Source organism: [Scytonema hofmanni] UTEX 2349 (assembly GCF_000582685.1).
GTDB lineage: Bacteria > Cyanobacteriota > Cyanobacteriia > Cyanobacteriales > Nostocaceae > Hassallia > Hassallia hofmanni.
The window spans coordinates 55,412-79,854 of record NZ_KK073767.1 but is presented as its reverse complement, the minus strand read 5'-3'; the positions used below and the strand labels follow the sequence as shown (position 1 = coordinate 79,854).

The following is a 24,443-nucleotide window of genomic DNA, read 5'->3' as shown; positions in this document are numbered from 1 at the left end:
AAATAATACTTACTACGGAATTTTCCGCGCATCACTCAACATTCAGGGGCGGCATAGAGTACTTGCGCTCCCGGCAGCGCTTGAAGCACGTTCTGGAGCGGTGCCGAGCTTTCGAGCGATGCCTTAGTTGTGCGTCGGCTTCTCTACGAGAGGCTCCGCCGTAAGCGTTCGCGTAGCGTGTCCGAAGGACTCAGCTATGCCGTTCGCGTAGCGTCTCGTAGAGAAGGCTTTACGCCAACGGCGGTACTATAAGAGACCATCGCCCGTATGTCCCCCAACCCCAAACGGATCTCTGTGTTCCAGCCAAGCTCCACTTGGCTAGAATCCTCTGAAAGGCAATTCGGGGATAGGGCTAAAGAAGCGATCGCACTTCTTGACTCTGCGATCGCTTCTTAAGAACGCCATCAAGTCTTTTTACGAGACAAACACAATTTAACAGCACTAATTGAGTTATCTTACCTCTATATGGGGCAGAGCCAATCAACTCACTTATGAGCCGAATAATTGCAATATTTAATCAAGCGGGTGGTGTCGCCAAGTCAACTCTTACCCAAAACTTGGGCTATCATTTAGCACAACTCAAACATCGTGTCCTCCTCATCGACATGGACCCTCAAGGCTCCTTAACAATCTTTATGGGTTTAGTTCCTAGAGTTTTAAACAAAACCGTCTATGATGCCATAGTCGAAGAACAACCCCTGCCGATTCATCAGGGAATTCATGGCATGGACTTAGCCCCCACCAACACCACCCTTAGTACAGCGGAAATGCTATTGGTCAATGCCGAACTGCGCGACTTTCGCCTCAAAGAAGCTATTGAGCCAATCCGGGACGATTACGACTTCATCTTAATAGACTGCCCTCCCAGTCTAGGACTGCTAAGTTACATTTCTCTTGTAGCCGCTACTCATGTCCTTGTCCCCATCGAAACCCATTTCAAAGCCTTTGAAGGAACAAACGAACTCCTGAAAACCGTCGCCAGGATTCGCACCAAAGTCAACCGTCATCTTGAGATAGCTGGTTTCGTTCCTACAAAATACGATTCCCGTAATTCCCAAGACACTCGCACCTTGGGAGCAATTCAAGAACAACTCTCTCTCGCAGGAAAAGTCTTTCCCCCCATTCCTCGTTCCACTACCTTTGTTGATGCAACAGAAGACCGAATGCCCTTAGCCGTGTATGAGCCAAAGCATCCAGCTGTTGCTGTCCTTAAACAGTTAGCTAGCAGCATGGAGTCCTTGAAATGATCCGCAAACGTAACCAACCTCTCAAAAGTCAAATTGAAGTGCCTTGGGACCCCAGAAGCGATTTATCTCCCAACGCTGCCGCCGAGTCCACCCACAACGTGCCATTAGAGCAGATAAGTCTCCCCCAGCAGCAACCCAGGCGTTACTTTGACCCCCAAGCTCTAAACGAGTTAATCTCCTCAGTCAAACAGCATGGCATCCTGCAACCCTTATTAGTGCGCCCCATTGATGAGGGTAAATACGAATTAGTGGCAGGGGAACGACGCTACCGCGCCGCAAAAGATTGTGGACTTGAAAAAGTCCCCGTCGTTGTCCGCGAGTTAAGTAACGAAGATGCTTTTCAACTGGCACTAATAGAAAACTTGCTTCGAGAAGACCTTAACCCAGTGGAGGAAACTGAAGGCATCCTACAACTGTTGGCAGTCAGATTAAAGCGCAATGTTGAGTCAGTTCCAACCTTACTGCATCGCCTGCAACGCGAACAAAAAGAAGCCGCCAAACTTGCCAATAACGTTATTGGCAAAAGTGAAGCATCGGCTCAAAACTCTGCCAATAACGTTATTGGCAAGAATGACTTGGATGAACCTGACACTGCCGATAATGAATCGGATAAACCGGAATCTGCCAATAACGTTATTGGCAAAAGTGAAGCATCGGATAATGAATTAGACTCTGCCAATAACGTTATTGGGAAGAGGGAATCAGATGAGATGGAATCTGCCAATAACGTTATTGGCAAAACTGAGTCAGATCCAGACGCTGCCAATAACGTTATTGGCAAGAATGAATCGGATGATGAACCGGAATCTGCCAATAACATTATTGGCAAGAATGAATCGGATGATGAACCGGAATCTGCCAATAACATTATTGGCAAGAATGAATCTGATGAGGGTAAATCTGCCAATAACGTTATTGGCAAGAATGAATCGGAGGAATCAGACTCTGCCAATAACGTTATTGGCAAGAATGAATCGGATGGTTCATCGCCATCCCCTAACCCGAATTTAAGTGTCAACCCAGATTTGAAAATTATTGAAGAAGTATTTACCGGCTTAGGGACAATGACCTGGGAGTCCTTCGTCAATAATCGCCTGCCTCTACTAAACCTCCCAGAAGACATCCTCAATGTGCTGCGCTCTGGACAAATTGCCTACACCAAAGCCAAAGTCATTGCCCAAATTAAAGAAGATTTGACACGGCAAACCGTCTTAGAAAAAGCCGTTGCCAATAACTGGTCGCTATCGCAAATTAAAGAACACATCCAAACTCTATCACCCACTACGCCACCACCAACGCCTCTCAAGTCTCGTCTAGATGCCACAATCCGTCAGGTGAAGAAAGCCCGGATTTGGGATGACCCCAACAAGCAAACTCGTCTAGAAACACTTCTGGCTGAACTGGAAACCCTTCTTACTGAAAATTAAACGCCACTAAAAACAACACCCATAATCCGTAAAACCCTTACCCTTAGTGCATTGTACAGTGTATAAGCAACTACGAACCTGGCTGAACCGGAAACCCTTCTCACTCTCGATTAAACGCCACTAAAACCTACGTCGTTTTACCTTTGAGGAAGTATTCTCCCTTAAGGCTTCTCACTCTCGATTAAACGCCACTAAAAACAACACCCATAATCCGTAAAACCCTTACCATTGCTGTATTCGAGAGTGTATAACAAACCACAAAAGCAAAATTAATAAACTACACTAGCATTTAAAGCCAAAGTCGATCGCCCTTTCCTGACAATGCTAGATAAGCATAAGATTGATCAGCTACTGAACGCTTGGTTGGATTTCTTTTATCTGGAAAACCTCTCCCATGCTGAAGTTGATGCTGCCGACGATGATAACCAAATCTTTGACAAAGGCATCTCCCTGGTCGGCGATAATCTGCTTATAGAAGAATCCTTATTTAAACAACTCAAACAACAATTCCTTGCGCTCAAGAAGAAAGGGAAAAATAATGACTTTCAAATGGCTGTAGCTTTGCCTCAGATTTGGCGGGCAATTGAAGGCAGTCGCCGATTTTATCCCCTATTCAAGATTGATATTTCTAGCATCTTTCAAGGCAACTACCGCGCTAAAGGTTGGGATTTGACTTCTTTTGAGTTCCAACCCGTTCCCCCAAACTTGATGGAATTGTATCAGCTTGACGAAGAAGAAATCGAAGCCTTAGTCATAAAAGAAGGTCTCAAGGTCTTCTTAGAAACCACCTTTAAGCAATCTTTCACCAATCTGCAAGACTTTATTGACCTTGTTGACTTGCCAGTCAAACCTTACACAACCAAACGCGCTCCCTATCTGCTGCACTTCGACTTCGTTGCTTACAATTACAATCTCAAAAAAGACTTACAGAAAATATTAGAGCAGCCGCAGTGGGAGTGGGCAGATGATGGTCATCCCGCTTGTGAATATCTGTTCGGGCAACCCCAACCACAACACCACGAGATACTGTTTCTGGGAGCTTTTCCAACTCATCCCCCCACTGACTCTCAAGCAGTGGCTCTCAAACACACCGCTACACCAATCCTTGACTCCGGTGGACAGCCTTCTCCTTCTAAGACGCAAGCGCGAACATCAAAAAATGTCGTGGGGAATCGCGGATCTACAAAACAAGGCTGTCCACCGGAGTCTACGGAAAGACCCTCCCAAGAGAACCCCATCACTGCCGTTATTGGTCCTCCGGGAAATGGCAAGACTACCTTGCTGTTGCACAAAATAGCCCAGCAAGTCGTTAAGCGGGCTGTGCAGTTGGCGCAAACGGGACAAGATGAAAGTAATCTGACCCTTGTTACCAGTACGAATAATCGGGCTGTCTCCAATGTTGAGCAACGATTAGCTCAAGACTTTCCAACCGACCGATTTTACTTATCAGGAGGCTCCAAAGAGTTAATCACAAAACTTGTTATACCCAAACTACAAGCTGCCATTGACTGGTTACAGAAGGAGACTTTTAACGAAACCGAATGCCAGGAAGTGTCGGAAAAATTGTTGGCAGGAGTCAACCAACTGCATTCTCAACTAGAGTTTGACCAAAGACAACTTCAACAACGGGCAGAGGATGAACAACTGCTTCGAGAGCTTGTTGAGAATATCGAAGCTCTGTCTGTTGAGATAGAAACGCCTCAGATTAAGCAGCAACTTCAACAACAGCTACCATATTCCGAACCCGACTACTCCCAATTCCCCCTAGAAGCCTACCAGATAATCAAACCGCATTTGGACAATGCCAAGCGATCGCTTCCACATGTAGACCGCTCCCAATTTAATCGTAAAAATGGTAATTGGTGGGTGCGATTGCGGCACTGGCTCACGAGATTCTGGCAAAAGCTGACCAGAACCACTGAGGCACACATCCTACGAAAGTTGCACAAACAGATTTCAGCTCCGATTCTGGCTACCCTAGCAACACCCTTTCCCTTTCAAATTCCTCTCACCAGGGAATCTCTGTCTGCTGCTTGCTCCTCTGTCGCTTTACAACTAGAAGCAGCACACCAGTGGCACGCCAAATTTCAGAAATTGGCTGACACTCAAACCCATTTAGACTCGCTCCAACGCCGTCAAGATGACCTTGTTGCTGAGAAACAACAAGTTGAAAAACGGTTGGCTGGCTATCCCACTCAAGATTTTTACACTCGCTTCTACACCGAACACCACCCGCTTTCTGTGCAATTATTTGAGTGGTCTTGGCAGTATCTGCAACTCCAAGCACTACAACGCAAGCATGAAGTTATTGCCTCTTTAAAGACTTACATTAGTGTTTTGAGTGGCGAATGGGAGGCTTACCGCTCCTTTGGGCGTGACTGGCGAAATATTTACTCTGACCTCAGCCTGCTGTTTCCAGTTATCACTTCAACGCTGCACTCTGTCCGCAATCTACTGCCCTATCCTGACAGTGGCTGCATTGACCAGCTGATTGTCGATGAAGCCGGGATGATTCCCGTCCATCAGCTATTTCCTGCCCTCGTGCGCTGCAAAAAGGCTCTTGTGGTGGGCGACCCCTTGCAGTTGGAGCCAGTTATTAGCTTTAGCAAACAAACTCTAGAACAATATTGCACGCAGGCTTTTTTCAAACGGGGACTGAGCGAGTCAGACTATGACCGTTACAGTCCCACAGCTTGCGACACAGCAACCGCGTATCACCGAGCAGCAGGAGCTAGTGGTCAATCGGGAGACTTGGGCAACGGAATTATTCTCAAAGAACACCACCGCTGTGTTCCACCCATTATCACTTTTTCAGATCGCCTCTGTAACTATGGCTTAATCATCAAAACCCCCGACAAAGCTTCTGCACTTGGTTCCAACTTGATTGCTTACCACGTCGAAGGCAAGTACGAATCCCACACAAACCCTGAAGAAACGAGAGCCGTCGAAGCGATTATTGAGGAGCTGCTTAAGTATGGTTACTGCATTGATTCGCCTGACTCGGAAAAAACAATTGGGGTAATTTCGCCTTATCGTCGTCAAGCCAACGCCCTTGGGTCTCGTTTATGCTCACGCTGGAAAGATTTTAGCAATAACAGCATTGGGACAATTCACACCTTTCAAGGGGGCGAGAAATCGGTGATTCTCCTATCCACTCGCCAGTGCCGTAAAGAAGATTCGCTGTGGTTTATTAATCGCCGACCGAATCTGCTGAATGTGGCTGTGAGTCGTGCTAGGGAATTATTTATTTTGGTGGGGAATTTAGAGCATCTGGAGCAAGGAGGTGGTCACACCAAGATGTTAGTAGAGCATATTCGGCAGCATGGAGAAATTCGCTCGTTCCCGTGAGCGCACCCCGATTGTGGGGACGTGTCAGTTAAAGAAAGGCTTATCCAAGAAGCAATTAAAATATAATAAATATACTTACTACGGAATTTGTAAAATCATTCAGCTTTTACACTCCTCCAAAGCACAATTAAACAGGAGAGATTGATAAAGGACAAGCCGATGGCTTACGCAATCTTTCGCATTGAAAAGCAAAAAACTTGGGGACAAATCGCTGGCAGTGCCAGTCACGCCCAGCGTACCAGAGAAACACCTAATGCTAACCCCAATCAAGAAAATATCTGGCTGATTGGCAATCCTAAACAGGATTTAGTACAGGCTGTGCGCGATCGCATAAATGAGCAAACGATTCGCAAGAATGCAGTGCTTTGTGTAGATATGTTACTGGCTGCTTCTCCAGAATATTTTCGTCACGACAGTGTAGCGGAAGCAGGGTTATATGAGGATGACAAATTAGAAGCCTGGGTGAAGCTGAACGAGCAGTGGTTGAGTGAGCGATTTGGCGATCGCATTGTGTCCGCTGTCCTGCACCGAGATGAAGCCACTCCCCATATTCAGGCTCACTTGGTTCCCATTGATGAAAAAGGCAAGCTCAACTGTAATGGCATCTTTGGCTCTCCCAAAATTTTGAGGAAATGGCAAGATGATTATGCTGAAGCCATGCAGCCACTCGGTTTAGAACGGGGGATACGAGGCAGTAAGGCTACGCACATCGACATCCAGCAATATTACAGCAATATTAACGCTGACCATACGTTGGATATGGACGTGCTGCTCGACAAAGCCAGAGACAGGGATAGAGCCGAACGTCAGCGTAGGGAGATGGAAGCTACTGCTAAGGCAGCACAAGCGTCAGCTGACCGATTGAGGCAACAAAACCAGCGGTTGCAATTACAAATTCGCAAGCTCAAGAAGCAACTGGCACAACAATCAGAACAGCTGCAAGACATCCCTCTAGAAGATGTGGCTTATGAACTTGGGTTGTCAGGCAATAATGATTTGGAGAATCGCTGGATTGGTGCAGGGATTGTGCTGGAAATAAACGCAACTAAGTTCTCCGACTCTGGGACACAAACCAATGGTGAGGGTGCGATAGAACTGGTGCAGCACGTTATGGACTATGACTACCCCTCAAGTGTTGCTTGGTTAGCTGATAGATTTGGGGAGACAAAAGCGATCGCTGCCACTACAGCTAAGTCCCAACGACAAGCAGAGGATATTATTGCCACCAAAAGAGTTCCACAGTTTGAACCACCAGCACCGGATGAAGATAAGTGGTCGCTCTTGAGACACCACCTGGTCGAGACTTGTGGACTGAGAGAAAACTTGGTGGACAAGACGCACTCGGTAGGGCGCATCTATGCTGATGCCCAAGGAAATGCTGTATTCTTGCAACAGGCTATGCACTGCACTGATGGACAACTTAGGCGCGGTAGTGTCACGGGAGCCAGTATGAAGGGAAGTGGCTTTAATGGGTTAGCACTCGGTTCAAGTCGAGACGAAGGCTGGTTTGGGGTAGGATTAGGTCAGGGAGACTTACAAAGAATTGCACTAGTAGAGTCTCCTATTGAGGTTTTGTCAATAGTTTCCTTGTATCCCAATCCCAAAGTCCCCACTCTCTATTTGGCAACAAATGGAACTGATGCCCTGCCAATGGAGTTAATGCACTCCTCAATGGAGCGTGGCGGTGAAATCTTTGTGGCTTATGGTGCTGGTGAGTCGGGGGAAAAGCTAGCTCAACAAGTGATGGAGCAACTGCCTGAAGCAACCAGAGTTAAACCCCAACAGGGTGAAACTTGGAATGAGCAGCTACGAATTAGTCAACAGCAAGTTCGAGAGCAGATGAATAGACAAGCGCAACAGAAACAGAAATCTATTGGTGGTGGGGGAATGGAGCTTTAATGGGTTGTTGGATGTTCAGGCGCCAGCAGGCGATGGTCAGGGAGACTACCGCCGTTGGCACATCAAGGAGCGTCCAGGAGAGCGCAGCGTCTCCGCGATTGAGAAGTGAAGCCGACGCACAACTAAGGCATCGCTACAGCTACCCATTAAAGCTGGAACTTATTGAAATCAAGAGGAGTGGAGCCTAGAAGAAGGATGCGGTTATGGAAAAAGGCTCGTTAGAGAAAATTTCATTCCTTCCGTGAGTTCGTAATTCTTTTAGTCCACCATGTGTAGTCCACCATGTGTCCGTCCCTTGACCACCCCATCCTTATCAAATCACTTCATGCATTTTCAGCTGCCAATAACGTTATTGGCAATTATCGCCATCAAATTACTGAATGAAGAGTGAATTTGCCAATAACGTTATTGGCAACGTGACTGCTGAAAAAGGAGAGAACGTAACATTTAGCAAAAATTGTACGTGATCGAAAAAGATGAAAAGGCTCAAATCATTACCAATAAAGCTTTAGAGCCATGTAAAAATCATCACAAAGCCGATAATGTTTGGGGCGAGGTCCGGATGCGCGTTGGCGGAATAAATAGGTACGATACCTATTAAATAGGTACTGAAAAGTTATCTAGTACCTATTTGTTGGGAAATTCAGTTTGGATCTGAAGTTTGGTAGCCTTGGGTTAAGCCTGTTGCCGGAAATTTCACAACTAAAGCAGTTCGGCTGCTATGGCTCTAGCCAAAGTGGGTGCTTGGAAATCTTCAAATAAGGAGTCGATTTGACGTTGCAGTGCGTTCAATTATTGCCAGGGTTTGTAGCGTACTAATACCAGAACTCTCTCCAATTTGTAAGTCTTTCTTTACTTTATTCAGGCTTGATCATTGCTTTGATTATTAGTATATTGCGAATTATCATGACTGGAAATACGGTTAATCGCACTTATTAAATTCAGGATTACCGCACCTAAATTTTGACTGAATAAAAGGTAGTAACAATACGAATTTATTGGGTACGGTTTTCCCTAAAATGTCTAGCTCAAAAAGTGTGGTGATGCGGATATCGTTTTGCGATCGCCTAAGAACAACTGGTACGTTATGGATGTAAAATACCCTAACGGTACAAAAATTTATCATGAGTGGATGTAACGCGCCCGATGATTACCATGACCGATTCTGAGGCTGATAACCAAAAACTACAAACGCAACTCGCCCAAACGTACCGTCAGCTACTACCACTGGAAGAAAAGATTGTCCAATTGTTCTCGGTAATTTACGAACCGATCAACAGAACTTCGTTCTTAGACTGTTTGAATTACATCGGTGCGCGCGATCGCAACTACAAGCCTTTCGTTAACGCTACATTAAAGCCCTATATTGATGGATTGCTAGCAGCAGGCTTGCTGGTTCAAGAACAAGGACAGGGGCCTCAGTGCCATCCGTTACTGGTAGAGATTGCTACTCGCTCGGCAGTGAAAGCCGGATGTTTTGAAGTCATGGCAAAAACCGTGCATGATAAGTTAGGAGTAAAAGCTCGTTGGCAAGATGGGCCACTGTATTTCCAGAGCGCGAGCCAATTTATCCGAGAAATCCGCATTGGTCTTTACAGCCAGAACCTCAGTTTCATTAACAAACAGATTGAAGATTACAACAGATACAATAACAGCAAAGACAAGATATCCATAGAAAATATCTTCGAGCAAGTATGCACTAACCCATTCGATGCAGATTGGTTTCGCACCCTGCCACAAGAATTGTATGACAGCTGCATATCTATCATCCTCATCAATGCAGCGCTCTTATGTTCTCCCGCAGATGTTGCCTTTGCCCTACTTCAAGAAGAATGCGCTACTTCGAGTGGACATTCCTCAGATTACTTGCACCTAATTTTGACAGAACAACTGCTGCTACGAGGTTGTATACAAGAAGCACAAGAGAGTTTGGAGTGCATATCCGACGATTATCAAGCGGAAGCCGCCGTATACAAGGGTTGGTTGAATTTTTTACGTGGCAATAATCAGCAAGCGATCGCAAATTACACTGCTGGTCTCAAAGCCCTCAAAAAAGCCACAGGCAAGCGTCAAGTGTATTTTAGCACTATGGGCGGCTTGTTTTTTATTTTGGCACTGTTAAAAGATGGTTCGCGGGACAGTCTCCAAGAAGCACTTGATTACACCAGTCTGCTTGCACGTCAGTCAGACCATTGGCTGAGGTCGATTTATGCACAGTTGAAAATCTTGCTGCAAGTCCAATTAGGCGACATCGCGCAAAAAGAATTCATCCTCAGCAACCGTATCTTATTCCCTGAAGAACACAACAGCCTAGAAACCCTGTTTTTCGCTCTGTGCCATTACTGGGTAGATGCCGACAGAGCCAAAAAGCACCTGCCCAGATTGTTAGAGGAATTTTACCAGCAAGCTGTAACATCTGGTTATCACTGGTTGGCGATGGAGAGTGCAGAACTCTTGTCCCGACTCAAACCGAACAGCAGCTATGAAACCCAGGCAGAAATCCTGGGCGAAGATATCGGTATCGACAGCATTATTGACGTAATGCAGCCACAAGAACCTTGGGAGATGTGCTTAAACGCACTGGCAAATCTCCAGAAGGAACCCCAAGCAGCTGTAAAAGCTGAAGCAGAACTGCGCTTGGCATGGTTTATTACTTTCTATCCCAGCAAATGTATCCTGCAACCCCGCGAGCAAAAGGTTAACGCCAAAGGTGAGTGGAGTAAGGGTCGCCCGATAGCCATCAAGCGTTTAAGCGGCAATCTGGGTGAGTTTGATTATCTCACGCCCCAGGATATCCGGGTATGTGGCTGCATTGAAACATTTACTTCTTACGACTACGGATATCACGGCAAAACTGAGTATACTTTCAGCGCCAAGGCAATCTCTGCGTTAATTGGACATCCCTTGGTATTTTGGGAAGATGCACCAACCACCCGCGTGGAAATTGTCAAGGGAGAACCAGAACTAATTGTTAAAAAAGGCAAGCGAGAACGCTTAACTTTGGAATTTTCTCCCAAACTAGAGGCATCACAGAATATCCTCGCTGTCAAGGAAACCCCAACCCGCATCAAAGTGATTGAAATTAGTGCCGAACACCGACGCATTGCCGAGATTATCGGTAAAGAAAATCGGCTCAACGTACCCGCTACTGCCTCTAAGCAAGTCTTAGCCGCCATCAATGCTGTCTCTGGAATCGTCACCGTGCATTCTGATATCGGTGGTGGAATGGCCGGATCTGAAGAAGTACCAGCCCAGACTATACCCCATATTCACCTGTTGCCTGCCAATGCCGGATTGAAAGTATCCCTGCTATCTCGTCCCTTTGCCCAAGGTGGCCCCTACTACCGTCCTGGTGCGGGGGGCGAAACTGTGATTGCAGAGATTGACGGCAAGCGTCTGCAAACCAGACGAAATCTGCATGAAGAAAAGCAACTTGCCAATGCCGCCATAAAAGCCTGTCCCACCTTGACTCGTGCTGAAGCACAAGATGGTGAATGGCTCATAGAAGACCCAGAAGACTGTTTGGAACTGCTGCTAGAACTCCAAGCACTCTTGGACACTGTAGTACTGGAATGGCCGGAAGGAGAAAAACTGCGTGTCAAGCACCAAGCTGACCTCAAAGATTTTCAGATGTCCATTCAACGCCAGCAAGATTGGTTTGCTGCTACTGGCGAGTTGAAATTGGATAAAGATTTAGTGCTGGATATGCAGCAACTACTAGAACTATTGGATAAAACCCCAAGTCGTTTTATCCCTCTTGGTGACGGTCAATTCCTGGCTTTAACCCAAGCGTTTCGCAAACGCCTTGATGAATTGCGGGCATTTTCAGAAAAACATAGTAAAGGTATACGCTTTCACCCCTTGGCAACATTAGGCTTAGAGGATTTGGTAGAGGAGGTAGGCATCCAGAAAGCAGACAAACACTGGAAGGCACACATCGAGCGTCTCAAGGAAGTGCAAAGCCTCCAACCGGAACTTCCATCTACGTTTCAAGCAGAACTCCGTGATTACCAGATGGAGGGGTTTAGTTGGCTGGCGCGGTTAGCTCATTGGGGTGTGGGAGCTTGTTTGGCAGACCAAATGGGACTCGGTAAGACCGTGCAGGCATTGGCTGTTATCCTCAGAAACGCTCATGAGGGGCCAACCCTGATTGTTGCCCCCACTTCGGTGTGCATGAATTGGGTGAGTGAAGCGCAGAGGTTCGCTCCTACTCTTAATATTATTCAATTTGGTGGGAGCGATCGCGTTGGTGTTGGTGAAACCTCTCGTAGAGAAACCTCCCGTAAAGAAGCATCGTCTACGGGGAGTCGCCAGCAATTACTTAACAACTTGCAACCATTTGATATGTTGGTGTGCAGCTACGGTCTGTTGCAACAGGAAGAAGTATCCCAAATGCTATCCCAGGTGCAGTGGCAAACAATTGTGCTGGATGAAGCCCAGGCAATCAAAAATATGACTACCAAACGTTCTCAGGCTGCAATGAACCTCAAAGGTAGTTTCAAACTGATTACCACCGGGACTCCGATTGAGAACCACCTCGGCGAACTGTGGAATTTGTTCCGCTTTATTAATCCTGGGTTACTGGGTTCCTTTGAAAGCTTCAATCAACGCTTTGCTATCCCCATTGAGAAATTTCAAGATAAACTTGCACGCAACAAACTGAAAAAACTCATTCAACCATTTCTGTTGCGGCGTCTGAAAAATCAGGTGCTGGAAGAATTGCCGAATCGTACCGAAATTCTGTTACATGTGGAGTTAAGTCGGGAGGAAATGGCTTTCTATGAAGCGTTGCGCCGTGAGGCAATATCTAAACTGACCGAAAGTGAGGCAACTGCTGGTCACAAACACCTGCAAGTGCTGGCAGAAATTATGAGACTGCGCCGTGCTTGTTGTAATCCTAGTTTGGTTATGCCTGACACTGAACTATCCAGCTCGAAATTGCACCTTTTTGCTGAGGTGCTAGGAGATTTACTGGAGAATCGCCATAAGGCCCTTGTGTTTAGTCAGTTTGTTGACCATTTGCACATCATCCGCGATTATCTGGATAAGCAAGGTATTAATTATCAATACTTAGACGGCAGTACCCCAGCTCCAGAGCGTAAAAAACGGGTGGATGCTTTCCAGGCTGGGTCAGGAGATGTGTTTTTGATTAGCCTGAAGGCGGGCGGTACTGGTCTCAATCTTACTGCCGCTGATTACGTCATTCACATGGACCCCTGGTGGAATCCCGCCGTCGAAGACCAAGCCTCAGACCGTGCCCATCGCATCGGTCAACAACGCCCGGTGACTATCTATCGCCTAGTAGCGAAAGATACTATTGAAGATAAGATTGTGGACTTGCATCAGCACAAGCGAGATTTGGCAGACAGTCTGCTGGAAGGTACTGATATCAGTGGCAAGATATCGACAGAGGCGTTACTAGAGTTGATTGGGGTATAACCGAGAGTTGATGGATGCCTTGCAGCAAGCGGGTTGTGCAAAGATTTACTCAGTAAATATAAGTGGAGTGAAAGCAGCCTAACCGATACCACTTGTTTATTTTAAGTTGCCTGCTTATAAACTATCTCGTGGAGGCAAGTGCCGATTTCACTTCTTCTTTCCAAAATTTCAGCGCTACGAGACTTTTACCCCAAATGGGTGGAGAGAAAAGGTATTCTCACAACATATCTTCAAATTGCTTCCAGGAGTTTTGATTCAAATATTCCATCGTCCGCCCTCAAAGTGCGCGGCTCTAATCAGGGCAGCAATGCGACCATACTCTTGCTGCACAACCGACACAGGCAACCGATTCAATCGACTCTCTAGCACAAGCGGAACGACCGTTGGGAATTGAGTAATCTGCGATACCCACCAAGTTTTTTGTGTAATGCGGGAGTGGGTGTCATGCCGCCCGTCATTGTCGGAGATGTGAATCTCTAAAAGTCTTAGGCGTGGGAGTTTCAACCATTGTAGTTTTGAAGAATTGCTGTGGTGATGCCAAATATTGAGGTGTGCTAAGTCAACAACTATCTTGATTTGAGGGGCATCTTGGCAAAACTGGGCAACTTCCGAGGCATTGTCCAAAAGGTTCTCTTTAGTGCTAGTAGGGAGTGTGGGATACATCGTTTCGACACCGAGAACAATGCCTCGCGTTTGGCAAAGCTGGTGGAGGCAATGGACGTTTTCGAGAAATGTTGCATAGGCTTTGGCGCGATCGCTGACCGTTGGAAAATTCCCACCATGCACTGAATAAGCTGTGATGCCTTCATAAGCTAAGAAGTCTGTTAGTCGCTCGAAATAATCCCAGTCTTGTGAACGCGCTAAATTAAAAGGATAGTGGCGATCGCCCCAGACGAAGGCATGGTGCGCTCGATAGACCATTCCTTGTTGCCTAAAATCCTGGATTGCCTGCACTGCATCGGTATCGGGCAAGGGACCGATTGCCAGTTCAACATGCCGAATTCCTGCTTCCCAAAACACCGTCAATGCTTCACGGGTTGACACTCCACCGTAAGCAGACAAACTGAGATACAACTCCATTAGTCCTCCTGCGTTGATGTATATTCAAAGTTTGCAGTTCTCGGCGTGAGGGCAAACAATGAAGTGGCATACCCCACCAAAGCGCTTAATTCAGCCGTCAATTGATTTATTTCTGCTTCTGGGTGCTTTATCTCTCTGAGCAAGTCATCCACATCACCTGCGATGTAGAAATCAATTTGTTCTTTTAGAGAAAAATCTCTGTGTTCGTTGAGGTTGTAGGTACGTTTGTAAGGTATCTCAACAACACGTTCAGCATTGCCTAACCTCAAAGACAGAGAATAGCTGTACAGGATATGGGTGCGTTCGTCATCATAGGCGTTAGGGTCAACAGAGGTCTGGTAGTTGCTTAAACTTATCGGTAGTGAGAGTGTTGCCAATAACCAAGTAGTTGGGTCGTCTGCGATGGGAGACTCTGGTTTCTGAGAGTACCAAGGGCGAGACATTCGCTTGAACTCCTGCACAAACGCGCTCAATTCTGGTGTTGGCAGCAAACACCTCGCATCCGTAGCCAGGGCATCGGTGATGCGTTTCAGTTCTATTGCCTGTGCTGACACCAGTGCCTGTTCTCTTGAACGAAGTTCTTGCATTCGTGCTTCTACTAGCTGTTTGAGGGCTGTAATTTCTGGGTCGAACGAAAAGGCATGATTTTGCACCAATGCTTGATAACCAGAAAGTAGGGAATCAGAATTTGTCATCTAGACCTCTCATGAAGTTTGGAAACTGTGCGGATGAAAGCGACGGAGGAAAACGAGTGCGTTCTTATTAATGACTGTTGCAGGAAAGCAGAAATTGCAAACTCGGGTAATAGTTCTTTTGTACTAATATATCACTGATAACCGCTATGAACTAGTGGATGACAAACTAGAGAGCCAGCCCAGTAGAAGGAGTTGACGTTCACATGTGGAATATGTGTGTGCCCGGCTTCGCAACATTTAAGCCGAAGTTTAAATGCGATAGGGCAAAGCCCTTAAGCCGAATGGCTTATCGCTACGATCGCCTGGGAGAAAAAGGGAAGGGCGGACACAAAGATTGCAACGCGCTTGGGCGATGTAGCGGTTTCTATGGAACATCGCTAAAAATCATCCCTTAGGTATTGAGGCTAAAATGGACATTTTGAAATAGTGCATAAAATGTTTGTTTTTGTCAACATATATTAGTGGATCGGCTCTCTAGAACTAAAATATTGCGACAAAAGGCTTTTTATAAATTGTTTAATAAAAGCTATGTACGATAATCTTAAGGGTTTGAGATGCTATAGTTGTCTAATTGTTTTATTCACCTACAGAATTATTGCTCTTGGGTGCTTCATTTGGTGGAGGATATGTTAAGTAACTCCGCCCAATTCGTTCGTGACCAAAAGATGCGATGTCTGACGACAAGCCGCAAAGTGTCTACGCAAATTCCAATTTTTCTCCTGAATCGCTGGCGTATCCCTTACCGGTACCGCTAACTTTACACCCAGCTGAGGTTTACTTGCGATCGCTAGGTGAAGGTTCCCGACGCACGATGCGCGAAGCTCTCAATAATATAGCGAAACTCCTCACTAACGATGCTTGCGATGCAACAACTATTGATTGGTCGAAACTAAGATACCAACACACGGCTGCGGTTAGGTCGGTGCTGATGGAAAAATACAGTCCGGCGATGGCGAACAAGATGTTATGTGCGTTGCGACGAACGCTAAAAGAGGCATGGCGGTTGGGGTTGATGTCCACGGATGAGTATGGACGAGCGACTGATATTGAATCTGTGCGGGGGAAGAGTTTGCTGAAAGGGCGATCGCTCGATCCGGAGGAAATTACTGCATTATGGGATGATTGTATACGGGATAACTCAAATTTAGGGGCGAGGGATGCGGCGCTGCTGGGGGTTTTGACGGTTGGGTTGCGCCGTAGTGAAATCGCGCACCTTGATTTGACCGATTTTAAGCCGCGCAGTCGATCGCTGACTATCCGCGAAGCTAAGGGGCGTTCGGAGCGAATTGTATACTTACCATTAGCTAGTGTACGGGCTGTGCAAGATTGGTTACTTATCAGGGGGAAAGAGGCGGGAGCGTTGTTTTATCCGTTGGACAAGGGACATAAAATTATACCAAGACGCATGAGCGAGCAAGGGGTATTGCGGGCTTTGCAACGACGTGGGGAACGTGCGGGTGTGGAGGGGTTTACGCCCCACGATTTTAGAAGAACTTTTATTGGTAATTTATTAGATGCAGGGGCGGATATTGTCACTGTAGCTCACCTTGCAGGTCATGCGTCGCCAAACACTACGAGTAAGTACGATCGGCGTGGGGAAGCGGCGAAGAAACGGGCGGTTGATTTGTTGGATGTACCTTACAGTGGGCGGGGTAAAGGTAATTAAGCAGTAATCAAATTAATCTACTTCCACAGAAGAATGCATGTCAAAATACTTCTTGGTTTATTCATAACCATCTGCATGATATACAACATCGGGTTGGATAGAATAAATTAAAACCAAGTTATCTTATCTCGGAATTAAACGCTCACGACTCATGAACCGTGGTAACTTTTTAGTTAAGATGTTTGGAATTAAAAATGGAGAAGAAAAATTTTGAAGCATTCACGCTCCTTACCAGCTTTGAAAAAAAATGCTATTCAACTCTGCGGTCAAGATTTTATTGATAGTTTAACAGTCAAAGGCATATACGCCAAACACGATGAATTATGGCGTCTTGTCAACAAAAAGCTAAACGTTACTGATGATGCTTATGAAATAAAACAGGCTAGGGAACAAGCAGAAAAAGAACGAAAATTAGCAGAAGAAAAAGCGATAAAACAAGCAGAAAGAGAAAGACTACTAGCAAACAAGAAAGAACTTTACAGTAAAAATAGGCAAGGATGGACAATTACTGTTTTTGAGCTTCCAGAATCAGATAAATACGGAAATAAATTTGTTGCACAATGCACTAAAGAAGCAGAATTGCAACAGACTACCTATTTTTCAAATACTGCTGGTGATTCCTATAGTCAAGCCTGTAGCCTTGTAGATGAATTTGAAATAAGGCAAGACCAATTAAGACTATTTATGGAAAATTATAAAGTTATAAAACCTTTATATCTAATGCTTATATATCTTTCTGGTTGGGATGAATATAATCCTTATCTTGTCAACCCCAAGAATAAACACTGCAAAGATAATTTTGTCGGAATTAGCTTTTGGAACGGATTTAATTTTGAGATAGTTAATCGTTTAGAGGCAGAAGGATTATTAGAACTTTCAACAACGAGAAAAACTCTCACCATGACTAAAAAAGGAATGAAAGAAGCGAGAGATATCCTACTCCATATTAATCTTGATGGAGTAGGAAGCCTACTAAAGCAGCGAGAATATCATGAAGAATACATTAATTATCAGAGCCAATTAAATATTTTACAGGAGGAACAAGAAGAAGAATAAATTCTACTCAAATTACTTTTTTATTAAACTGCTGAAGATACCCCGTCCCATTTTAGGACAGGGTAGTTGATATTGTTTAATCACCTCTCTCTAGAGAACGCGCCATCAAGTAAGCTTCTTCCGCTGTATACCGCGTACCTAGACCGCCTACAACATTTACAATGTACTTCTGCTTGCTCTTGTGGCTAATCCTGTCTAGGTCAATTGGTGAGGAAGGTTGACCAAACACCTGGTAATTTGTTTGAGTTTCTTCAATCATCCATACCGCAATGCCCTGAAATTCGTAATTGGCGAATACGGATGCTGCGTGTTGAGCTTTTTCTAGGTCTGTCATTGCCTGCTACTCCAATTCCGGCTTAATTAATTTACCACTCTCTTTAATACATATGTACTAAAGAGAGTAAAGCGTGTAAATCCCATCAAAAAGTCAGGGAAGTCTAAGTGTCAGTCAAGAGATTCCTTACTCCGAGTCCGACTCTTCTAAATCTTCTGATTCCGCTACATCCTTGGCACTAACCGCATACTCTTTGGCTAAGGTTGCAAACGAGAAAGGTAACGGTAAAGAAACTTCGTTTGCAAAATAAGGCCACCGATCTCTGAGATGATGAACAAAACAAGCCAACTTATCGCGGTCAATTCCTGGGTGATGAATAACAGCTATTTCTAATGGTTTGGGGTTCCCTGCTTGCAAGCTACCATTATCGAGCCGGGATTCTTTCCGTTGTAATGTGCTTGTACCTGGTTCTGTATTTAACAGCTTTCTAATGCTTAAGTAAAGTGCTATTGCCTTATCATCACAAACATCCTGCCAACAGAATAAACCATTGGTTCTGCTACCAGGAGAATCTTTGACAATGGCTACAGGAACTTCGCTTCTATCACCAGCAACTCGCAACCGCACAACCAACAAACGATTTATTTCTGATTCTGTCATGTGCCGTTTTAGTGCATCAGGTAAATCGTTAGCTGGTAGTTCGGGGTTTTTCAGCCACGTCAGCATACTGCGAGCGTTTTGTGCTTCTGCCATAAATAGCACTCGCGGAGGTTTTTCCCCTTCAATGGGGGTACTCAAGCAATCGCGTAAGCAATCGGTAATAAATTTATTGAGTAACTGTTGTTCGTTTTTGATATCGCTCGACTGTTGTTGGTCGCCAATGTCACCAATGGTTTCATTCTTCAAGGAATCAGGGTTCCATTTTTCTGTAAGCAGGTGCCCTAGAGCTTTTGGATACGATACCCAGCCTTGTGTGTTAAATAAGGAAGGGGTAGTAACCTGCACTGTTCCTATCACTGGGTTAACTCGTATCATCAGCGCTACAATGGAAGGAGCATTACTGGCAGTTGTTTTTCGGGTTCGGCGTAATACGTGAAAGCAGGTCAGCCAAGTATCAGAATTAATGCCATCCTTTTCGGGGTCGATTAAAGGAGCAGGTAAAATCCCAAATTGACGCAGCAAGTCGGATACAGCTTTTTGTACTCGATTGGGAGCATCTTTGGTTACATATTCTTCGCCGTCCTTTTTAATCTTTGTTAAAGCGTGGATGTGTTGATTGACATAGCCAGCTCTCATTGCTCCAATTCGCAATGCTAGCTTGGGGTCGGACTCTGATATTAAGGGTTTGGGCTTAATTTCGATTAAGGCACCACTCAGTTCTTGTGGTTTGGGTAAGGATGAGACAATTTGATCAATGCGCTGATCCATGCAATTAATGCGTTTTTGCTGTCGGCTATTGCCTTCTACAGAAGGATTATCGAAATCGAATATTTGTGTAAGGTCTAAGACGTGCTGAGTTTTGATACACAGGCAACCATAAGAACCTTTGTAAATAGTTTCTTCTCCTTGTACCTCACTAGGGGTTGTATATGTTTTTGTTTCTCCTTTTTGTGACAATAAAAGTAACTCGCAAATTTCAGCAATCAGTTCATCCCGACATTTTTGGGTTTCCCACAAAATCAGTATTGTGTTTGGAGAATTCTTAGGAACATCTGATGAAGGGGAAAGAGTGGCTTCATCATTATTAAAAGAAGTAACTCTGCTAACTTCCCCTGCTTCCGCTACTTCGTCATTATTGAAAGAAACAACTTTCCTAGCTTCCCCTATTTTTCTTGCTTCCCCTGCTCCACGCCACTGCTTTGCAGAGGTTTCCTCGTTGAGTGCAAGTGGCTCCCCTGCTTGTTTATTAAGAACACGAAATGTCGCGGGTGCAGCGATTTTAGATCGCTGCATTGGTGTAGATAAATCGTCACGGTTTTTAGCTTCTTTACTACCTTTCTTTTGTGGCTTCCCTGGTTCCCAAAAAGGCACATAACCTGATTTTTTTACTGCTTCACCAACTCTGCGAACAGGGCAATTTTCTTGCTCTATATTATTTTGAATAGCCCTATCTAAACTGGCTAAATCTAGCGGGCTAACACCGGGAAGGCAAGGTACAGCACCACGATGTCGAGAGTCGTAGGCGATAGCTGCTTGTATCCTACTAGGGTCTTCACCAATTGCTGACCAGTTATAAAGTGGTTCACCAGCTAAGGTGTTAGGGTCAGGGAGTGGGGAGTCGTTAATTTTAAGTAATTCGCTAATGGCTTTAGGCCATTTTGCTTCCCTTCCGGGACGTTTCATATCAAGAGGAATAAAGCAAAATGGTTGATTTTTGCCATCCAACCAGCGTCGATTATCGCCAATAAAAGCAGTAGCACCTCGGTATGGTAGGCGTTCCATAGGCTCGGCGACCCATCGCCGAATTGAAAGTTGGTGGTAAATTATCGGTTCATTGCGCCAAGAAACTGTTTGCAATTTGAAACGGATGACAAACGAGATGTCTGCTGTACCGACTTGTTTTTTATATTTAATAAGTGGAACCGGATAGGGAGGCCACGACATCAGTTCGGCTCCTTTGTTGAGGCTGACCACTTGGTAAAAAGTTAGTTGGTACTGATTATTAGCGCCAAAATTGATTTGTGGTTTTTTGAGAAATTCAAAAGCCAGGAAATCTGGTATCGCTTGAAAGCGAATATCTATGTTGTTCGGGTTTTTTGTTTGAAGTCGTAACGGATAGATTATTGGTTTTTCTTCCCACTCCCAAGCATCATTGTCAAGCTTTTCCAGAATGGACTCGACTTCATCATCTCCCAAACAACTGCTAAATTCCTCACGCAACCAATCTTTGATAAAATGTGGTAAATCAGAAAGGTCGGCGCGTTCTGTCGCTAGCAACCAAGGCACACCAGTACGTTGCCAACCGTTACGCTCTGTCTTAATAATTCTTGGAAAGCTACCACCGATGATGGAGTCGAGGGAGTAAACGGGAACGGAGGGATAACCCCTGCCTAAGAGCTTGACTCGTTTTTGAGCGAGAGATTTAGCAACTTGCTGCCATGCAGTAGGAACAAGCAGAGAAAATAGCTCGTATTGGATGTCAGCAGTTAGTTCCCAAGCTCCAGGAAGAATATATTTAAAGCTCATAGCGTAATTCCTTTGTTTGTTTGAGTGCGTTGAAGAAAGCGCCGTAAAGCGATCGCGCACTTGTTGTTTCCCAAGGTTGTTTCCCTTCAGCCTCGATAGCGATTTGCAGTTCCTTGATAATGCCAACTAAAAGTGAGGTGACTTCGCTGTCGAGTTTGCTTTCGACTGATAGGAGTGCAAACTTAACATCGAGAAAATGGACAATGCAGGGTACGCCACCCCGTACCAAACGTCCGATAATTTGCCAAATACTCACCAACTGAGTCCAACAGAGTACAGAACGTTCGTCCGAGGTCAGTTGCTTGAAGGACATCGCCCGACAGTTCAAGTCAAGCATTTTTGCTACCGCATACTGATAAAATTCGTTTTCTACCTTCGTTAGCGTCAGAGCGTCGCCTCGTTTTTGTAGTGCTTCATAAAGACTAAAATCTGAAGATTTTTCCAGTGCCCAATTGTTGAGTTGCTGGACGGTAGTTTGCCAATCGTCGGGAACTGGCATCGGTCGGCTTAAGAACACTGCTGCTCCAAATGCTGCTATCCGGTTCTCGTTCAGAATATTGTGACCCCTTTCCAGTGCCATCAGAGGAACTATAACAATTTGGGTTGGGAGTTTACCGATGTCACGGATTTTACCCCGACGAATACCGCTTAAGTGAGCTGGAGCATTGTCACGGCGCAGGGTGGCAATGCCATCAAAGTGAGCTGGAGCGTTGTCACGGCGCAGGGTGGCAATGCCATCCAGATGTTCTACGCGGTAAAGAGGTTTCAAAATTGACTCAACCAATTCGGCTTCGTCGTAGCTGTTAGTAATTAGCAGCAAGCGTTGGCGATCGCCCCATCTTTCTGGGTCTTTCTGTTGTAGGTCTTTTAAAGTATCAAATAATTCAGTAAGAAAGCTTTTGGCTTGTCCTGGACTGTGACAAATAGCTTTGACCATCTCGTCAGCAGCTTTTCTTCTCTCATCTGGTGGCTTTCCTGATAAAGCAATGTACTTTCCTTTCTCATTACGCTGGGGACTGAAGAAAAAATCACTTTCGCCAATTCCGGCATCGCCTGCCGTGTGATTATTGCTAGCAGATTCTAGTAAAATAGTAGGGTTTTTCCGGATATGATAAGCGGGTGTGCCAGGAGCGTAGCTGGTTCCTGAAATCAGTACTGTATGGGGACCATCCCAACCATCAACCGCAAAGAGATTGGGGAAATTAAGGAGTAAATAGCGACCAACCCCAACATAGCGAAAATACTCCAGCTTGCCACCAAATTTGTTAGTGCGATCGCCTCCTAAGGGGCTACGCCCATCGCGTGTATATTTGAAGCCCAAAATATTTCCTACTGGGGAGGATGGCACAACCGGAAGATAATCGCGGGGTGGACGATACACAAGAGCAAGACTGGTGTCGTGTAGGTCGAGAACGCGGGTTCGCATGAGTGCGTTTAGGTTGTCCACCAGAAAACCCAGTCTATCGTTGAGTACCGTCACGAGAATTGCCAAATATATATGGTGCGTGGCTTCATCAAACTTAGCTTTATCAGCAAGCGATATTCCCAGAGATTCCAACCATCTGCGTAACCAATCAGCAACATCAGCTAATGCCCTTGCATCCGAGTCGGCACTCAGTAGCGTAAGGGCAAGCTCTGAAAGTTCTTTTCCCTTCCGAGGATTGAGGGGAGCCTGCAAAAATCCTGAGAGCGTTTGCATGATTATTTTGCGGCGTTGGCGTTCCTCTTCAGGGGGTAAACCTGCCTCAATCCGCTTGCGTCTTTCCTGACTGCGTTTGGCACGGGTGAGTTTTGGAGATAGTTCGTCGTCTTCTGTTTCCGGTGTTTCCAAAATGTCGCGGATAATATGGGCGAAAAGGGAACGACCTGTAAAGGGATTTTGTCCCAACCATTCCACAAGTTTTGGGTGGTTGTAGAGTCGAGGGAGAATCAGGTCGGTGGCAATTTGAGCGTAGTCGTTGGCTTTTTTTGCTGCTGCTACGAGTTCAACTGCCATGCTGCGACGATCTGAATTGTAAAAAGATGTGGCGAATTTTAGTCCTAGCTTATTTAATAAGGAGTTTCCAGAGGCATCGACTAAAACTTCATCTGGGGCGCAAGCTTCGTCAAACTGCACCTGTACCCTATCGGCTTCATCAACGAACAGAAAGTCACATTCGCGGTAAACAGCTTCTGCAAAAGTAAGTTTTTCTGCAAAAACTTGAGGGGGGACGCGGGTATGGATGAAGCTGGCTGGGGTTAACACCCACACCAAAGCTGTAGCAATGTCTCGTTCTAATTGATGACGCGGACATTTGTAATACAAGGGACAGGTATATTTATCTTCAGTTTCGCCCTCCTCCAAAGCATCCAATTCCTCATCATCGTCAATACGGTCGTTGCCATTTTTGGTAGTAGTGGCTTGTTTTTGGTAAAGATTGTGACAAGGTTCCTCACCAAACTCCCACTTATCCTCTGATTGCACTAACGCTAATAAGGGGCAGACTGGACTAAACCAACGCCATGCTGGATGTGTTGCTCCTTTTTCAATTTCTTCGCCTTTGGTCGCTAAAATTGGTTCGTAGACTTTTTCTAGATGTTGCGAGCGGTTGCTGGTTCCCAGCACGGGAGCAGCAGAAATCTCCAGTCCGTCTTGAAAAAGCGAGGCTAGGTGTAATAACCTGCAATACTAATCACTCAAACCTGCAATCAACGCATTTCCAAACCAGGATTATTTGCAACTATAATTACACTTCAACCAGGATTAATTGCAACTGAGCCAGGATTAACTGCAACCAACCTGCAATCATCGGTTTCAACCAGGATTATTTGCAACTAAGCCAAAGTCCTGTCAAACAGGAGTTTGGGAGTTTACTTAAAAACTGCTTCAACTTTACAAAAATATATTAAAATTTGAACCAGAATTAATTGCAACTATAAGGTCAAATAAACGGTCGTTTTTTAACTGTTATGACCACCCAGATTGCAAACCAGAAACCGAATCAAGTTTAGTAACGAAACTCGGTAATTATATCAAAGTCAACATACCCTGTTAAGTAACGAGTATATGTACTTGTTAAGGGTTCAAAGTATGTTAATAGGTTATGCCCGAATTTTCAACAGATGACCAGAATCTGAACCTGCAAA

The 24,443-nt window shown here is 45.3% G+C and carries 13 protein-coding genes; 7 read left to right on the top strand and 6 right to left on the bottom strand.

The window, feature by feature from the left end; translation table 11 throughout:
• Window positions 1-491: 491 nt before the first annotated feature.
• From TOL9009_RS50775 to mobV, 4 genes are all read left to right on the top strand, one after another.
• Entirely contained in the window at window positions 492-1,247 is a 756-nt protein-coding gene (locus tag TOL9009_RS50775) for a ParA family protein (protein WP_029631598.1), read from the top strand.
• Window positions 1,244-2,674 carry a ParB/RepB/Spo0J family partition protein gene (locus tag TOL9009_RS50770; protein ID WP_029631600.1) on the top strand — a complete coding sequence of 477 codons (1,431 nt, stop codon included), beginning with the start codon at window positions 1,244-1,246 and terminating at the stop codon, window positions 2,672-2,674. The genes TOL9009_RS50775 and TOL9009_RS50770 overlap by 4 nt, the downstream gene beginning before the upstream one ends.
• A 321-nt stretch (window positions 2,675-2,995) precedes the next feature.
• Entirely contained in the window at window positions 2,996-6,022 is a 3,027-nt protein-coding gene (locus tag TOL9009_RS50765; protein WP_029631602.1) for a DEAD/DEAH box helicase, read from the top strand.
• Window positions 6,023-6,181: 159 nt separating this feature from the next.
• On the top strand, window positions 6,182-7,921 hold the full coding sequence (gene mobV / locus TOL9009_RS50760; protein ID WP_029631604.1) for a MobV family relaxase: 1,740 nt from the start codon (window positions 6,182-6,184) through the stop codon (window positions 7,919-7,921).
• Window positions 7,922-8,843: 922 nt separating this feature from the next.
• On the opposite strand, the gene TOL9009_RS50755 is transcribed toward mobV, so the two are convergent.
• On the bottom strand, window positions 8,844-9,047 hold the full coding sequence (locus TOL9009_RS50755) for a hypothetical protein (protein WP_144238156.1): 204 nt from the start codon (window positions 9,045-9,047) through the stop codon (window positions 8,844-8,846).
• A gap of 20 nt (window positions 9,048-9,067) precedes the next feature.
• On the opposite strand from TOL9009_RS50755, the gene TOL9009_RS50750 reads away from it, so the two are divergent.
• Window positions 9,068-13,360, top strand: coding sequence for a DEAD/DEAH box helicase (locus TOL9009_RS50750; RefSeq protein WP_199341492.1), 4,293 nt, complete (start codon window positions 9,068-9,070; stop codon window positions 13,358-13,360).
• A gap of 255 nt (window positions 13,361-13,615) precedes the next feature.
• On the opposite strand, the gene TOL9009_RS50745 is transcribed toward TOL9009_RS50750, so the two are convergent.
• Entirely contained in the window at window positions 13,616-14,440 is an 825-nt protein-coding gene (locus TOL9009_RS50745; protein WP_051502806.1) for a sugar phosphate isomerase/epimerase family protein, read from the bottom strand.
• Window positions 14,440-15,135 (bottom strand): hypothetical protein, encoded by a 696-nt coding sequence (locus tag TOL9009_RS50740; protein WP_029631609.1) that lies wholly within the window; start codon window positions 15,133-15,135, stop codon window positions 14,440-14,442. Before TOL9009_RS50740 ends, TOL9009_RS50745 begins: the two co-directional genes overlap by 1 nt.
• Window positions 15,136-15,805: 670 nt before the next feature.
• Here TOL9009_RS50740 and TOL9009_RS50735 point away from each other — a divergent pair.
• Together TOL9009_RS50735 and TOL9009_RS50730 are read left to right on the top strand one after the other, a co-directional pair.
• On the top strand, window positions 15,806-16,801 hold the full coding sequence (locus TOL9009_RS50735) for a tyrosine-type recombinase/integrase (protein ID WP_029631611.1): 996 nt from the start codon (window positions 15,806-15,808) through the stop codon (window positions 16,799-16,801).
• A 210-nt stretch (window positions 16,802-17,011) separates the two neighbouring features.
• The gene (locus TOL9009_RS50730) at window positions 17,012-17,857 is read left to right on the top strand and encodes a DUF6429 family protein (RefSeq protein WP_029631612.1); all 846 of its coding nucleotides are present in this window, start codon (window positions 17,012-17,014) and stop codon (window positions 17,855-17,857) included.
• Between the two features lie 76 nt (window positions 17,858-17,933).
• On the opposite strand, the gene TOL9009_RS50725 is transcribed toward TOL9009_RS50730, so the two are convergent.
• The 3 genes from TOL9009_RS50725 to TOL9009_RS50715 form a co-directional block, all read right to left on the bottom strand.
• Window positions 17,934-18,191: a hypothetical protein gene (locus tag TOL9009_RS50725; protein ID WP_029631614.1), complete on the bottom strand. Its 258-nt coding sequence runs from the start codon at window positions 18,189-18,191 to the stop codon at window positions 17,934-17,936.
• Window positions 18,192-18,317: 126 nt separating this feature from the next.
• The gene (locus TOL9009_RS50720) at window positions 18,318-21,317 is read right to left on the bottom strand and encodes a pPIWI_RE module domain-containing protein (RefSeq protein ID WP_029631616.1); all 3,000 of its coding nucleotides are present in this window, start codon (window positions 21,315-21,317) and stop codon (window positions 18,318-18,320) included.
• On the bottom strand, window positions 21,307-23,922 hold the full coding sequence (locus TOL9009_RS50715; protein WP_029631618.1) for a hypothetical protein: 2,616 nt from the start codon (window positions 23,920-23,922) through the stop codon (window positions 21,307-21,309). The genes TOL9009_RS50720 and TOL9009_RS50715 overlap by 11 nt, the downstream gene beginning before the upstream one ends.
• Window positions 23,923-24,443: the final 521 nt, after the last annotated feature.

Excerpts from the sequence above, each read along its gene's own strand:
- TOL9009_RS50775 (WP_029631598.1), top strand. The coding sequence starts at position 492 with ATGAGCCGAATAATTGCAATATTTAATCAAGCGGGTGGTGTCGCCAAG.
- TOL9009_RS50770 (WP_029631600.1), top strand. The coding sequence starts at position 1,244 with ATGATCCGCAAACGTAACCAACCTCTCAAAAGTCAAATTGAAGTGCCT.
- TOL9009_RS50765 (WP_029631602.1), top strand. The coding sequence starts at position 2,996 with ATGCTAGATAAGCATAAGATTGATCAGCTACTGAACGCTTGGTTGGAT.
- mobV (WP_029631604.1), top strand. The coding sequence starts at position 6,182 with ATGGCTTACGCAATCTTTCGCATTGAAAAGCAAAAAACTTGGGGACAA.
- TOL9009_RS50755 (WP_144238156.1), bottom strand. The coding sequence starts at position 9,047 with ATGATAAATTTTTGTACCGTTAGGGTATTTTACATCCATAACGTACCA.
- TOL9009_RS50750 (WP_199341492.1), top strand. The coding sequence starts at position 9,068 with ATGATTACCATGACCGATTCTGAGGCTGATAACCAAAAACTACAAACG.
- TOL9009_RS50745 (WP_051502806.1), bottom strand. The coding sequence starts at position 14,440 with ATGGAGTTGTATCTCAGTTTGTCTGCTTACGGTGGAGTGTCAACCCGT.
- TOL9009_RS50740 (WP_029631609.1), bottom strand. The coding sequence starts at position 15,135 with ATGACAAATTCTGATTCCCTACTTTCTGGTTATCAAGCATTGGTGCAA.
- TOL9009_RS50735 (WP_029631611.1), top strand. The coding sequence starts at position 15,806 with ATGTCTGACGACAAGCCGCAAAGTGTCTACGCAAATTCCAATTTTTCT.
- TOL9009_RS50725 (WP_029631614.1), bottom strand. The coding sequence starts at position 18,191 with ATGACAGACCTAGAAAAAGCTCAACACGCAGCATCCGTATTCGCCAAT.
- TOL9009_RS50720 (WP_029631616.1), bottom strand. The coding sequence starts at position 21,317 with ATGAGCTTTAAATATATTCTTCCTGGAGCTTGGGAACTAACTGCTGAC.